The 13527-nt window shown below is 71.0% G+C and carries 13 protein-coding genes; 8 read left to right on the top strand and 5 right to left on the bottom strand.

Annotation, left to right across the window (positions count from 1 at the left end; translation table 11 throughout):
* Positions 1–26: 26 nt before the first annotated feature.
* Entirely contained in the window at positions 27–893 is an 867-nt protein-coding gene (locus tag ACQP2F_RS18130) for an STAS domain-containing protein (protein WP_433307553.1), read from the bottom strand.
* A 229-nt stretch (positions 894–1122) separates the two neighbouring features.
* Here ACQP2F_RS18130 and ACQP2F_RS18125 point away from each other — a divergent pair, with 229 nt between their 5' ends.
* Positions 1123–3105, top strand: coding sequence for a SpoIIE family protein phosphatase (locus tag ACQP2F_RS18125; RefSeq protein ID WP_433305458.1), 1983 nt, complete (start codon positions 1123–1125; stop codon positions 3103–3105).
* Between the two features lie 60 nt (positions 3106–3165).
* Here the strand turns inward: ACQP2F_RS18125 and ACQP2F_RS18120 are convergent, their stop codons facing one another.
* Complete coding sequence (locus ACQP2F_RS18120; protein WP_433305456.1) at positions 3166–3735, bottom strand: TetR/AcrR family transcriptional regulator; 570 nt, start codon at positions 3733–3735, stop codon at positions 3166–3168.
* Positions 3736–3818: 83 nt separating this feature from the next.
* Between ACQP2F_RS18120 and ACQP2F_RS18115 the strand changes: the two genes are divergently transcribed.
* From ACQP2F_RS18115 to ACQP2F_RS18095, 5 genes are read left to right on the top strand one after another with little or no spacing between them, the layout of a single operon-like run.
* On the top strand, positions 3819–4700 hold the full coding sequence (locus tag ACQP2F_RS18115; protein WP_433305454.1) for an NAD-dependent epimerase/dehydratase family protein: 882 nt from the start codon (positions 3819–3821) through the stop codon (positions 4698–4700).
* Between the two features lie 60 nt (positions 4701–4760).
* Complete coding sequence (locus ACQP2F_RS18110) at positions 4761–5699, top strand: helix-turn-helix domain-containing protein (protein WP_433305452.1); 939 nt, start codon at positions 4761–4763, stop codon at positions 5697–5699.
* On the top strand, positions 5696–6232 hold the full coding sequence (locus ACQP2F_RS18105; RefSeq protein WP_433305450.1) for a dihydrofolate reductase family protein: 537 nt from the start codon (positions 5696–5698) through the stop codon (positions 6230–6232). Before ACQP2F_RS18110 ends, ACQP2F_RS18105 begins: the two co-directional genes overlap by 4 nt.
* 55 nt (positions 6233–6287) lie before the next feature.
* Entirely contained in the window at positions 6288–6593 is a 306-nt protein-coding gene (locus ACQP2F_RS18100) for a hypothetical protein (protein ID WP_433305448.1), read from the top strand.
* 42 nt (positions 6594–6635) lie between these two features.
* Positions 6636–6914, top strand: a complete 279-nt coding sequence (locus ACQP2F_RS18095) for an STAS domain-containing protein (protein ID WP_433305447.1) — start codon at positions 6636–6638, stop codon at positions 6912–6914.
* Positions 6915–7025: 111 nt separating this feature from the next.
* Here ACQP2F_RS18095 and ACQP2F_RS18090 read toward each other — a convergent pair whose 3' ends face one another.
* Positions 7026–7418, bottom strand: a complete 393-nt coding sequence (locus ACQP2F_RS18090; protein WP_433305445.1) for a VOC family protein — start codon at positions 7416–7418, stop codon at positions 7026–7028.
* Positions 7419–7615: 197 nt separating this feature from the next.
* On the opposite strand from ACQP2F_RS18090, the gene ACQP2F_RS18085 reads away from it, so the two are divergent.
* Together ACQP2F_RS18085 and ACQP2F_RS18080 are read left to right on the top strand one after the other, a co-directional pair.
* Entirely contained in the window at positions 7616–8800 is a 1185-nt protein-coding gene (locus tag ACQP2F_RS18085; RefSeq protein WP_433305443.1) for a hypothetical protein, read from the top strand.
* Positions 8770–9507, top strand: coding sequence for a hypothetical protein (locus ACQP2F_RS18080; RefSeq protein WP_433305441.1), 738 nt, complete (start codon positions 8770–8772; stop codon positions 9505–9507). The genes ACQP2F_RS18085 and ACQP2F_RS18080 overlap by 31 nt, the downstream gene beginning before the upstream one ends.
* A gap of 66 nt (positions 9508–9573) precedes the next feature.
* Here ACQP2F_RS18080 and ACQP2F_RS18075 read toward each other — a convergent pair whose 3' ends face one another.
* Positions 9574–12369, bottom strand: coding sequence for a carbohydrate-binding protein (locus ACQP2F_RS18075; protein ID WP_433305439.1), 2796 nt, complete (start codon positions 12367–12369; stop codon positions 9574–9576).
* A 2-nt stretch (positions 12370–12371) separates the two neighbouring features.
* On the bottom strand, positions 12372–13526 hold the full coding sequence (locus ACQP2F_RS18070; RefSeq protein WP_433305437.1) for a ThuA domain-containing protein: 1155 nt from the start codon (positions 13524–13526) through the stop codon (positions 12372–12374).
* Position 13527: the final 1 nt, after the last annotated feature.

Here is a 13527-nt window from a genome sequence, read left to right as displayed (position 1 = left end):
CCTCAGCTACGCCTGACGGGCCCGTGTCAGCGGCCCCGGACGTGGCGGAGCGCCCGAGCGGCTCCCCACGCGACGAGTCCGTCCCCGCGGCCCGGCTTGGCCTCGCGGTAGTACATCGACAGCACGCCCAGGATCCGCCCGTTCTCGTCGTACAGCTGGTGGGACTGGAAGGGGCCCGGGCGGGCCTCGTGCGTGACCGGCGTCATGGGGAGGGAGGCGCCGCGGGTGATACGCGGCGCGGCGGTGCGGTCGTCGAAGGTCTTCAAGGCGCAGGCATCCGCGCCGCCGACCACGGTGGCGACCATGATGATCGCGTCGAGCACCGCGGGCAGGTCTGCGACCGCGAGGAACTCCTTGCGGGTGATGGCCAGCGGGTCGTTCTCCAGCCGGGTGGCCAGGGCGGCGACCATGGCGCGGCGCGTCTCCCGTAGCTCGCCGTCGATGGTCCGCTGCTGCCTCCGGGCCTCGATCCGGTGCATCCGGGCCTGGTTCCGGCCGCGGCCCTCGCCGGCGGTTCGCTGCGGCGCGGCCGCCGGGCGGCCCGGCCGGTCGACGGTCTCGACGCTCCATCCCGATGCCCCGCCCGCACCGTCGCCGTCGCCGTCGCGGGCGAGGTCAGCGGTCCCGTCCCCGACGAGCCGGTCCCAGGCCGTGCAAGCCTCGATGACCTGCCGCGCGGCGCCCTCGGCGGCGGTGGCCCTCAGTCGCATGCCCGCGTCCGCAGCGGTCTGCCAGGCCTCCAGCAGCACTCCCACCGTGCCCGCGTCGAGGAACGTGACCGCCCCCAGGTCCACCACCAACTCGCCGCAACCTCGAGCGCCCGCATGGGTCAGCTCCGCGGCCAGCGTCGCTCGCAGCGGCTCGTGAGCGGTCACGTCGAACACTCCGGACATCGCCACCGTGTCAGGCTGCGGGCCGGGCGCGACCGAGGTGTCTGTGCCTGACAGCGGCAGGGGAAACAGCGAGCCGTCCATGATCACCGCCGAGGATGCGGGAATTGCCCGGGGCCTTCACGCTACGCCTTCCCGCGGGCCGTCAACCCTTTCGTGTATGCCCCGCAAGGCTCAAGGCTCAAGGCGAGTTGAATGGCATACGGAGTTCGCGGCGGAGGGACGGCCGGAGATGCGGGATCTGCCCAGTGACGACATGCTCTCCCGTACGGTGGGCGACGCCGGGGTCGTGCGGCGGGTGTTCGACGAGATGCCGCTCATGGTGATCGCGTTCGAAGGCCCGGACCTGCGAATCGTGGCCGCCACGGGCGCGTACCGGGCGTATGTCGGACGGCCCGCGGTGGTTGGTGTCCCGCTGCGGGAGGCCTTCCCCGACGTGGCCGGCCAGCAGGTCCTGGAGATCTTCGAGCGGGTGTACGAGACCGGCGAGCCCGCCGCGCTGCGCGAGTTCCGGGTCCGGATGGACCGGCCGGACCTGGGGCGGCAGGTGGAGACCTTCGTCGACTTCAACGTCAATCCGCGCCGCTCCGCCGACGGCCGGGTGATCGGTGTCGTGTGCGACATCGTCGACGTCACCGCCCAGGTGCGGCGGCGGCAGGAGGCCCAGCAGCGAGCCGCCGACGCCGAGCGCCGGTACGCCGAGGCCCGCCACGTCATCGACACCCTGCAACGGGAGCTGCTGCCGGCCGGGCTACCCCTGCTGCCCCGGGCCCAGATCGCCGCGAGCTACCTGCTCGCCGACGCCGACAACGCCGCCGGGGGCGACTGGTTCGACGCGGTGCCGCTGACCGGCGGACGGGTCGCCCTGGCCATCGGTGACGTGGTCGGTCACGGCGTCGGCGCCTCCGCGGCCATGGGCCAGCTCCGCGTGCTGCTCAACGAGCGCCTCGCCACCACCGGCGACCTTCGCACTGCCCTGGCGGCCGTCGACCGGATGGCCCCGCACATCCGCGGCGCCAGAGCGGCCACCGTGTGCCTCGCGCTGCTCGATCCGGCCACCGGGGAGTTCGCGTACTGCACCGCCGGGCATCCCCCACCACTCGTGGTGCCCCGTACCGGCGAGGCGCGCTACCTGCCCCTCACCGGCGCCGGCCCACTCGGTGTCCGGACGCCGGGCTCAGCCGATGCCGACTTCGTCTGCGGCGCCGGCCGGCTGGCCGACGGCGACCTGTTCGTGCTCTACACGGACGGGATCCTGGAACGTCCCGGCCGCACCTTCGAGCAGAGCAGCGTCGAGCTTCTCCAGGCGGCCACGGACATCGCCGCCGACCGCGCCCTGTACGGCGACGAGCCGACCGTCACCGAACGCGTGTGCGTGCAGACCGTAGAACTGCTCTCCAGGGTGACCGGGTACTCCGACGACATCACGCTGCTGGCCGCGCAACGCGTCGCCGCGCCGCCCGGTTTCGCGATGCGGACGCCCGCCACCCTCGAGGCGCTGCAGGACATCCGGGAGGCTCTCGGCGGGTGGCTGAGCCGCCTGGCCGTGTCCGACCGTGACTTCGCCGCTGTGCAGCACAGCGTCAACGAGCTGATCACCAACGCGATCCAGCATGCGTACGCCGAGCAGGCGGAGCCGAGCACGCTGGCCGTCACCGCGACCCTCTCCCCCAGCGGTCAACTTCACGCCACAGTTCGCGACGGGGGCTGCTGGCGCGTACCGCGGCGCTCGCCGGAACGCGGCATCGGCCTCACGATGGTCAGTAATCTGGTCGACTCGCTCGGCATCGAGCATGACGGCACCGGCACCGTCGCGACCGTACGCCATCAGCTGACCCGCCCCGCCCGGCTGCTCACCGGCCCGGACCTCGCCGGCTGCCCGTCGCCGCGCCGGCGTCCCGCCGCCGACCCATTTCTGATCATCGATGATCCCTCGGCGCCGACTCCCCGGCTGCGGATCGACGGTCCGATCGACGCGCGCACCGCGCCGGAGTTGGACGCCGGGCTGCAGAAGGCGAGCGCCGCCGGCACCCGGGAGCTGACCGTCGACCTGACCGGCGTGACGTGCCTGGCCAGCGCCGGGGTGGCCGTGCTGCACCGGCTGACGGCCCGGAACAGCACCGGCGGCGGCCTGCGCCTCTACGCGCCGACCGGCAGCCCGGCGGACCTGGTCATGACCGTCGTACACCTGCCGCACCTGACCACCGCGCCGTGAGTGTGCCTCAGCCGGCCGGACCGGCTCCCGCTCCGGGGCGCCGGCGCTTGTGGAGTGTGTTCATCTCAGCGTGGCGCCGGCAGCCCGCAGCTCCTCGAGGGCGGCCAGCGCAAACTTCGCCAGGTCATCCTCGTCGGTCTCGGTCCACGCCGCGTAACCCCGCTTGAAGGCGAGCAGCCCGAGCTCGGCCGCCAGCGCCGCGGTCACCTCGGGCACGCCCCGGTCGAGCAGCGCCCGGGTCATCGCGGCCGCCATGCCGACGCTCTTGAGGGCATCCCGCTCCTGCAGCTCGGCGCTGGCCGCGACGGCCGCCTTCAGCCGCGGGCCGAGGTCACGGTTCATCGGCCCCATCGCGCTCGAGGCCCGCTCGAGCCCGGCCGCGACCGCCTCGATCGGCGTGGCCGTCGCCGGCGCCCCGGCGATCCCCTCGGCCAGCAGGCGGCTCAGCGTCTCCTGCCCGGCGACCAGCAGCTCGCGCTTGTCCGGGAAGTGCCGGAAGAACGTGCTCTTGGTGACCCCCGCCCGCTCGGCGATCTGCGCGACGGTGGTGGCGTCGTACCCCTGCTCGGTGAACAGCTCGACCGCCGCCACCACCAGCCGGTCGCGCGCGCCGGGTTCCCATCGAGCCATGCCCCCATCATAGTGACGGGACCTTTATCCCATCACGGTGCTACAGTGACGGGACAAGTGTCCCATCACTTTGGGGGAAGTCCATGCACGTCTTCGTCACCGGCGGCACCGGCCTGATCGGCTCGGCCGTCGTCGCCGAGCTGCTCACCCACGGCCACACCGTCTCCGCCCTGGCCCGCTCCGCCGCCTCCGCCGACGCGGTGGAGGCGGCCGGCGCCACCCCGGTCCGCGGCAGCCTGGCCGACCTCGACGCGGTGCGGGCCGGCGCGGCCGCCGCCGACGGCGTGATCCACCTGGCCTTCGGCAACGACTTCAGCAGCCCCGAGGCCCTGGCCCGGGCGGTCGCCGAGGAGAGCGCCGCCGTCGCCGCCCTCGGCGCGGAGCTGACCGGCAGCGACCGCCCGTTCGTCACCGTCTCCGGCACCCCGTGGGTTCCCGGCCGTGCCTCGACCGAGGACGACCCGCTGCCGCTCGACGGCCCGGTCGGCGGCCGGGGCCGGTCGGTCAACGCGACGCTGGCGCTGGCCGCGCGCGGGGTCCGCAGCTCGGCCGTCCGCATGCCGCGCACGGTCCACCACCACGGCGACGGCGGCTTCGCCGGCCTGCTGACCGGCATCGCCCGCCGGACCGGTGTCTCCGGCTACCTCGGCGACGGCAGCCAGCGCTGGCCGGCCGTGCACGCCCTGGACGCGGCGGTCCTCTTCCGCCTGGCGCTCGAGCAGGCGCCGCCGGGCACGGCCTGGCACGCGGTCGCCGACGAGGGCGACGCCGTGCGCGACATCGCCGAGGTCATCGGCCGCCGGCTGGGTGTCCCGGTCGAGGCGGTGCCGGAGCAGACGTACGGCCCGCTGGGTCCGATCTTCGCCACCGACCAGCCGTCGTCGAGCGCACACACCCGGGCCACCCTCAGGTGGAAGCCGGTGCACCCGAGCCTGCTCGAGGACCTGGAGAACATCCGGCCCTGAGGCGCCCCCTGCGCAAGAACGGTCAGGTCCGCGCGGGCTCGCCCGGGGAGAATTCGACCCGTGACCAACGTGGGGCGCGACCGGCTTCGGGAACTGCTCGACGCCGTGCTCGCGGAGGACCGGAGCGGCGAGTCCCGCTCGCTCGACGACATGGCCGGCGACGCGTACTCGTCGCCGTTCCACTTCAGCCGGATGCTCACCCGCGGCACCGGCGAGTCGCCGGTGGCCATGCGCCGGCGGGTGCTGCTGGAGCGGGCCGCCTGGCAGCTCAAGCAGGGCTCGCCGGTGACCGAGGCGGCGTGGGCGGCCGGCTACGACTCGGCCGAGGGCTTCTCGCGAGCCTACTCGCGGGCCTTCGGTCACCCGCCGAGCCGGCCGGCCGAGCGCCACTGGCTGCCGGCGCCGAACGGCATCCACTTCCACCCGCCGATCTCGCTGTGGGTCGACGCGAACGAGCACGCGACCAACCCGCTCACCGAGCAACTCGTGCGCCACGACCTCGACGACACCGATGCCCTTCTCGCGTACGCCAAAAGCCTCACCGCGGACGAGCTGCTCGAGGTGCGCCGGCCCGGCACGGTGGTGCTGGAATGGGACGGCCCGGAGGAGTCCATCGGCGACGTCCTGCACCATCTCGTACGCACCAAGGAGGTGTGGCTCGCCTCGATCGACGGGCGGGACACGCCGCCGGCCGCCCGGCCGACCGTCGCCGCGCTCATCGAGCGGCACGAGGCCGCGGCCGCGGCCTGGCTGGCGATGGTGCGCGACCTCGACGCCCGCGGCGCCTGGAACGACCGGCTGATCGACGCCTTGTGCGACCCGCCGGAGAGCTTTGTGATGAGCGGCGTCGTCGCGCACGTGCTGACCTTCTCGGCCCATCGCCGCCAGCTGGTGCGGGACATGCCGCGGGCCGCCGGCCATCCGGTCGGTGCGGGCGATCCGATCATATGGCTGCGGCGGCGCCGCCACGAGGAGACGACGGGAGACGAGCTCGAATGACGCGCACGGTCTACTACGTGGCGAGCACCCTCGACGGGTTCATCGCCGACCAGCACGACTCGCTGGACTGGCTGCTCAAACAGGACATCGACGAGAACGGGCCGATGAACTACCAGGCGTTCATCGCCGGCGTGGGTGCGGTCGTGATGGGCGCGGCGACGTACGAGTGGGTGGTCAAGCACCAGACCGCCGCCGGCGAGGGCTGGATGTACCGCCAGCCGTCGTGGGTGTTCACGCACCGCGATCTGGCCGCCATGGACGGCGCCGACATCCGCTTCACCAGCGCCCCGGTCACCGCCGTGCACGCCGAGGCGGTCGAGGCCGCGAACGGCAAGGACATCTTCGTCGTCGGCGGCGGCGACCTCGTCGGCCAGTTCGCGGACGCCGGCCTGCTCGACGAGATCGTGGTGAGCGTCGCCCCGGTGACGCTGGGCGCCGGCGCCCCGCTGCTGCCCCGGCGCCTCGACCTGCGGCTGCGCGAGACGGCCCGCAACCGCGCCTTCATGGCGGCCCGCTACGACGTGGTCCGCTGACCGGCACATCTCGGGGCGGTGGGTTCGATCCCACCAGCCGGGGTAGTCGGCAGCCATGAGCGAACAACCGTGGGGCGTGGACGCCGACAACCCGATGGACGAGGGCAGCGAGCCCACTGCGGTGCCGGAGGGCAACCGCGGCGAGCAGCGGGCGGGCGAGGACCCCGCGGTCCGCGACGGCGGCGACGTGGGCGGCCCGGACAAGCCGCTGGCCTACGACCCGGACGAGGAGCACGAGCCGCAGGCCGGCGAGCAGGGCGGGCAACCCAACCTCTCCCCCGACCCGGCGGTAGCCGGCCGGCGGAGCAACTTCGGCCAGGGCTCGACCGACGACAGCCCGGGAACACCCTCCGGCCTCTGACCTCCCGGCCTCCGACCCGGGCCAACCGGTCGGAATTCGCCGTTGCCCGGTCCCGGCTCACTCATCGGTGAGCTCGACCAGGACACCAGCGCGGGTCTGGCCGGTTTGATCGGCAACGCAGCGCTCCAGTACGGGGTGACCGAGTTGGTCGTCGATCTGGGCCATGTCACGTTCCTGACCGCCGCCGGTGTCCGCGCCCTTGTTCAGGCGTGCGACGACGCCGCTTCGACCGGGTGCGCGTTCCGGGTGGCCAACGCGGACGGCATCGCTCTGCGCGTGCTCGCCGCCGGCGGCTTGCTGGACCTTTTCCGGATCGAGTGAGCACCATGTGCGGCCGTCTGTTGGCTCCCCCGGGGCCTGGTCGCCGGCCGGGCGTCACGCGCTGACCACGGTGCGGTGGCCCAGGGGCCGGGCCATCGCACCGTCCACCACTCAGGCGAGGATCTGCGCCGCCTCCCAGACGTTGCCCGCCGGGTCGGTGAACGCCAGCGTGCGGCGGCCCCACGGGCGGTCGGTCGGGCCGTTCAGGATGGTCACGCCGTGCTCCTTGAGCTGCTCGTGCACGGCATCGACGTCGTCCACCGCGATGGTGGGCAGCAGGCGCACGCCGGCCTCCGCTCCGGCGACCGCCCGCGGCTCGATGAGCGTGTCCGCCCGGTCGGCCCGCAAGACGTTGATCATGAGGTTCTCCAGCCGGACCACCGCCGAGGCCTCGTCCGACCAGACGACCTCGAGCCCGAAGACATCCTCGTAGAACGCCCGCGCGGCCGCGAGATCCTCGGCGAAGATGGTGATGACCTCGATCTTGTTCAGTCCTTCGATCACGTGCGACTTCCTTTCTCGACGATCGGGGCCAAGATCGTACGACGTCACGGGCCGGCGGCGCCGCCCCGTGACGGCACGGATCATCGGTGATGCGGCGAGGTCAGGTAGTGATTCCATGTCCAGAACTAGACAGGCCGGCCCATTGCCCGCCCCAGCCGTGCGTACCACGCTGAAGGCGACGAAGAGGGGTCGAGGCAATGAGCGATCTACTCCCGAAAATAACGTGGGCGGATCAACTCCTCGAGGGAGCTGACCCAGGCGACTGCGGACCGTATGTCGTCAACGACAATCTTCGCCGGCTGATGGTTCTCGGCGAAATACACGCGCAGCCGGAGGGTGGTTATCCATTCTCGGACGGCTTCCAGGTGTTGCCCGGCGGCCGTCGGATTTGGGCCGGGCCGGGCATGGTGGACATGTTCCGAAACAAAAAGATAGGACTGGTTCGGGCACCGGAAAACGAAGATCTCGGCGCGCCGAGCGATTGGTTCGAGCTTCAGCGGCTCTACGCCACCGGTGAAGGCTTCCCGTATGAGGGTGACTTTTACTTGCTGCCGAACCGGAAGTACCGGGAGAACATGTTCACCCACCACCCGCCCGGCCGGGAGTCCTTCACCACGTTCGTCGGATATCGCGGCCATGCGCACCCCTTCCCGACCGTGCTGACCCCCAGCGCCCTCCGGCACATACGTCCGGGCGAGGTCGAGCCCTATCTGGCCTACAAAAGGGTCGAGGGATACGCGACCAACCTGCTGCGCGAGGCCTACCTCCGACTGCGCGACCAGCCACTGCTGGACCTCCAGGCGGTGGGTATCCTGCAACACCATCACACGATCGGCGCGACTGACGTGCTCGACCTGACCTATGACATCGAGGTCGCCAAGCTTTTCGCGCTGGTCGACTTCGAACCGCTGTCCGACGACGGGCAGATCAAGGAGTTTCGCGGCGAGGACGACTACTCCTCGGTGTTCCAGATCGTCGTGAGATCGCTCGGCCGCGACCAACCCATGGATCTGCCGCCACCTTACCAGGGCCGCCTTCAACTGCTTCCCTACAACGTCTTTCCCCTTAGCGTCGTGACCGAATCTGCCGATCGAGAACGCGGATTCGGCGTCTCGGGATTCGGGCCCGACGACATGGACAACTACGGGACGGTTCTCAACATCACTGAATGGCGTTACCACCCACGGTCGAACCCGGAGGGATGGGATGCGATCGGGGGTGTGCCGGACGTGCAGCGTCTGGCTCCGGCGACCTGGGCCGAGAAGCGGCGACTCCTCGGACTGGCCCCGGACGCCCATTGGCTGGAAGACCTACTATCCGATGTCCGGCAACGCGTGTGGAGCCGATTCCCATGGTGGCAGGCAACGTTCCTCAACGATTGAGAGCGGTGTGGCTGGTCGGAGCGACCGGCTTCGGCATGGTGGCCATCGGTGCGAGCCGAGTGTTCACCTCCGCCGGCGAGGCAACCGTCACCGCGGTCCTGGTGATCGGAGGCCTGCTTCTCGTCACACCGCTGGTCGTCGGGCGGATCGAGCGGCTTTCGGTGAGTCCCACGGGTTTTGAGATGACATTGGCGAAGGAGGCCGGCGACCTGGGCGCCGCGAAGACGGCCGAGATCCTGGAACGTACCGAACTCGCCGGGTACGCGGAGTCGTACGCCTTCGTCTACAGCGAGCTGCGGAATTCGGAGTTCGAGGCCGCCCGAATCCATCTTCAGGACGCGCTCCTCGCTCGGGCGACCGCGACGGCCTACGGACACAAGTTCGACGCGTCCGAGGTCCGGGCGCTCTTCCGGAACGGCTCGCCCGTCATGCGGGTCGTCGTCCTCGGGCTCATGGAGGGCGATCCGTCGCTGCCCGACGCCGCCACCATCCTCTCCGCCATTTCCGAGAGCCAGTCCGGCAACGAACAGTTTCATGGCCTCAAGCTGGCTCGGCAGAACTGGTACCGAATGTCCGCCGCCGAGCAGACGGCGGTGCGGGCCGCGATCATCGACGATCCGTACATCCCGGAGGACCCGGATCGGCGGCGGCTGGCGAAGGAGGTGCTGGAGCTGCCGGTAGGCGGGGCGCACCACGATGGACGCTAGCCGCCCGTGCCGACGGCCAACAGAGTGCGGTGACCCGGCGACGGGGTCACCGCACTCTTCCGGCGCTCAGGTCAGGTCGAACTTCTCCCAGGCGCCGATGGCGGCGCGGTTGGCGATCAGCGGGTTGGCGCCCGCGTTCTCGGCCGTTACATACATGTTGTTGGCCGCCGCGCGGAGGCTTTCGCTTCCGTCGGCGTTGCGGATCAGCGCGAACGTCTCCCACGGGCCCACGGCCGTGCGGTTGGCGATCAGCGCCGCGGCGCCCGCGTTCTCCGCGCAGACGTAGAGGCCGGTCGCGCGCGAGCGCAGCGCCACGTTGCCCGCGCCGAGGTCGACCACGTCGAACCGTTCGGTCGCGCCCGCCGTCGCCTTGTTCGCGATCAGCGGGGCGGTCGAGCTCGGCGCCGAGACGAACTGGTTGTTCACCAGCGCCTTCAGCGTCGAGCCGGTGGTGGCGGGCGCGTCGAAGGTGAACGCGTCCAGGTCGAACAGGAATCCGGTGCCGCCCTTGAACACCAGATACAGCTGCGTGGCACCGGACGGGACGTTGGTCAGCGGGCTGCTGACGTCCACATATGTCTCCCATCCCCCGGTGTTGGCGACGGTCAGGGTGCCGTGCAGCGTCCCGGTGGGCGATCCGGTACGCACCTCGATCGTGCCGCCGGCGCCGGCCGAGGCCACCCGGGCCGTGATCCGGCTCGCGGTCGAGAGGTTGTACGGCCGGAACGAGATCCAGTCCCCGTTGTCGATGTAGCCGGCCGTGGCGCCGCCCTCGGCCGTCGCATGGGTGGCGATCTGGACGCCGCCGGACTGGGTGCCGAAGTGCTCGCCCTGGCGGTGCCGCGGCTGCAGCGTGCGCTGGCTGGTCCCGGTCAGCCCGCCCTTGTCGGTGTAGGAGGCGACGAACACGCCGAAGATGTTGGCGGCGTTGTCGTGCTCACCATCGGCCGGCACGGTCAGCGTGCCGCTGCACCCGGTCCGCGAGGTGATCTGGTGCTGGTGGCTGTCGTGGCCGAGCAGGTAGGTCACGGTCACCTTGGTGCAGTCGATCGTGCCGTCCTCGGGGTCACTGACCGTCACCGTGAACGGGACGGTGTCGCCGAAGCTGAACAGCGTGCCGTCGGCCGGCGTGGTCAGCGTGACCGTGGGCGCGGTGTTCCCTACCGTGATCGGGACGCTGGCGGTGCCGCTCAGGCCGGTCGGATCGGTCACCCTGAGCGTCGCCACGAAGTTCCCGTTGCTGGTGTACGTCTTCGTCGGGCTCGCCGCGGTCGAGGTGGTCCCGTCACCGAACGTCCACAGGTAGGTCAGCGCCCCGCCTTTCGGGTCGTTGCTGCCGGCCGAGGAGAAGGTGACGGTCAGCGGGTTCGGCCCGGACGTCCGGTTCGCCGACGCCACCGCGACCGGGCTGCGGTTGCCGCCGCCGATGTACTCGATCCGGTACAGCGCCTGGTCATTCGCTCCGGTGCCGTAGTCGAGCACATACAGGGCGCCGTCCGGCCCGAAGGCCATGTCCATCACCTGGGTTCCGGTCCAGGGGAAGGAACTGATCTCGCCGTACGTGCCATTGCTGTTGACCTGGATCGCTTTTATCCAGCGGCGGCCGTACTCGCCGGCGAAGTACCGTCCGTCCAGCGACTGCGGGAACTTGATCGGCGAGTTCAGGGCCGGGTCGTAGCGGTAGACCGGGCCACCCATCGGGGACTCCGATCCGCTGCCGAACTCGGGCGGGGAGAAGTCGAAGCCGTACCGGATCCAGGAGGGTTTCGCCGCCGGCAGGGTCTGCAGGCCGGTGTTGCGGAACGAGTTGTTGACCGGGCCGCCGGCGCAGTTGAACTTCGCCCCGGACGGGCCGGACGGGAACGTGTAGTCGTTGTAGGTCTCGGCCGTCGTGTTGGTGCCGGTGCAGTACGGCCAGCCGTAGAAGCCGGGGCCGGTGATCCGGTCGAACTCGACCTGCCCGCCCGGGCCGCGATTCGGGTCGGCGGCGCCCGCGTCCGGCCCGTAGTCGCCGAGGTAGACGATGCCGGTCGGCTTGTCGACGCTCATCCGGAACGGGTTGCGGAAACCCATGGCGTAGATCTCGGGACGGGTGTTCGCGGTGCCCGGTGCGAACATGTTGCCGGCCGGGATCGCGTACGTGCCATCGGGTTGGGGTTTGATGCGCAGGACCTTGCCGCGCAGGTCGTTGGTGTTGGCCGCCGAGCGCTGCGCGTCGAACTGCGGGTTGCGGTTGGTGCGCTCGTCGATCGGGGTGTACGCCTGCGACTCGAACGGGTTGGTGTCGTCGCCGGTGGTCAGGTAGAGGTTGCCGGCCGCGTCGAAGTCGATGTCGCCGCCGACGTGGCAGCACTGGCCGCGGTCGTTGTCGACGGTCAGCATCACGACCTCGCTGGCCAGGTTGATCGTCTCGTCGGCGTTGAGGGTGAAGCGGGAGAGGTTGAGGTGGCCCTTCCAGGCGGTGAAGTCGGCGGCGGTGCCGGTGGTGGGCGCGTCGCCGGCCGGGGTGCTCAGCGGCGGCGAGTAGTAGAGGTAGATCCAGCGGTTGGTCGCGAAGCCCGGGTCGACGGCGACGCCCTGCATGCCCTCCTCGTCGTGGGTGTAGACCGGGATGGTGCCGGCCACCTTGGTGTTGCCGGCCGCGTCGGTGACCCGGACGACGCCGTTGCGGGCGGTGTGCAGGACCGAGCGGCTGGGCAGGACGGCCAGCGACATGGCCTCGCCGAGCTCGGCGCTGCCGCGGGCGAGCGAGACCTGCTGGTAGTCGGAGGCCGGGATGTCGGCGGCGTCGGCTCTCGTGGTCGCGACGACGACCGCGGTGAGGCCGAGCACGAGTGCGGCCAGGGATCGGGAAAGGCGCATGGTCAGGCTCCCGTGACGAGGTCGAACTTCTCCCAGAGGCCGATCGCGGTGCGGTTGGCGATCAGCGGGGCGGCGCCGGCGTTCTCGGCGGCGACATAGCGGTTGTTGACGCCGGCGCGCAGGCTCACCGTCCCGTCACCGTTGCGGATGAGCGTGAACGTCTCCCACGAGCCGACCGCGGTCCGGTTGGCGACCAGCGCGTTGTTGCCGGCGTTCTCGGCGCAGACGTAGAGCCCGGTGGCCCGGTAGCGCAGGGCCACGGTGCCGCCGGTGAGCGTGACGACATCGAAGCGGTCGGTGGAGGTGGTGGCGTTGGCGATCAGGGTGCCGCCGGCGGCGCTGACGAACTTGTTGTTGGCCCGCGAGCGCAAGGCGGTGCCGGTCGGCTGCGGGTTGCCGCGGGGTGTGCAATCGGCGGACACGGCGCCGCCGGCGAACTGGATGCCGCCGAGCAGCATGCGGGTGAAGTTGGGGTCGGCGTACGACTCCGGGGTGTGCCCGAGCCCGGTGTAGAAGGCCCGGCCGCCGTTGTAGTTCTGGCACCAGGTGATCGGGTGGTCGCCGGCCATCGTGCCGCCGGAGTAGGTGCCCTCGTCCAGGCTCAGCAGCACCCGCACGGCCGGCCGGGGGTTGGCGCGGTAGTTGTACCACTCGTCGGTACGCGTCCAGGCGGCCGGCAGGTGGGCAGTGGCCGGGTTGGTGGCGTCCTCCACGCGTACGGTCGCCTGCTGGATCGCCGGGTGGGAGGAGAAGTAGGCGCCGACCAGTCCGCCGTAGAACGGCCAGTCGTATTCGGTGTCGGCGGCTGCATGCACGCCGACATAGCCGCCGCCGGCCGCGATGTAGGACTGGAACGCCGCCTGCTGATTCGCGTCAAGGACGTCGCCGGTCGTCGAGAGGAAGACAACGGCCTGGTACTGGACAAGGTTCACAGATGTGAACTGGGCAGCGTCCTCGGTCGCGGTGACCGCGAAGCCGTTCTCCGCGCCAAGTCTCTGGATGGCGGCTATGCCGGCGGGAATGGCGTCGTGGCGGAAGCCGGCGGTCTTGGAGAAGACCAGGACCTTGGTGAGGGGCGCGGCCGACGCGGGCAGCGCCGGTGCACCGATGAGGAGCAGGACGAGGACGCAGAGCATCGTGGTGAGTCGTCGCAGCATG

Origin of the sequence: Actinoplanes sp. CA-030573 (assembly GCF_050951115.1) — a bacterium.
GTDB lineage: Bacteria > Actinomycetota > Actinomycetes > Mycobacteriales > Micromonosporaceae > Actinoplanes.
The sequence above is the reverse complement of the archived record's forward strand: the minus strand, read 5'-3'. Positions and strand labels throughout refer to the sequence as shown.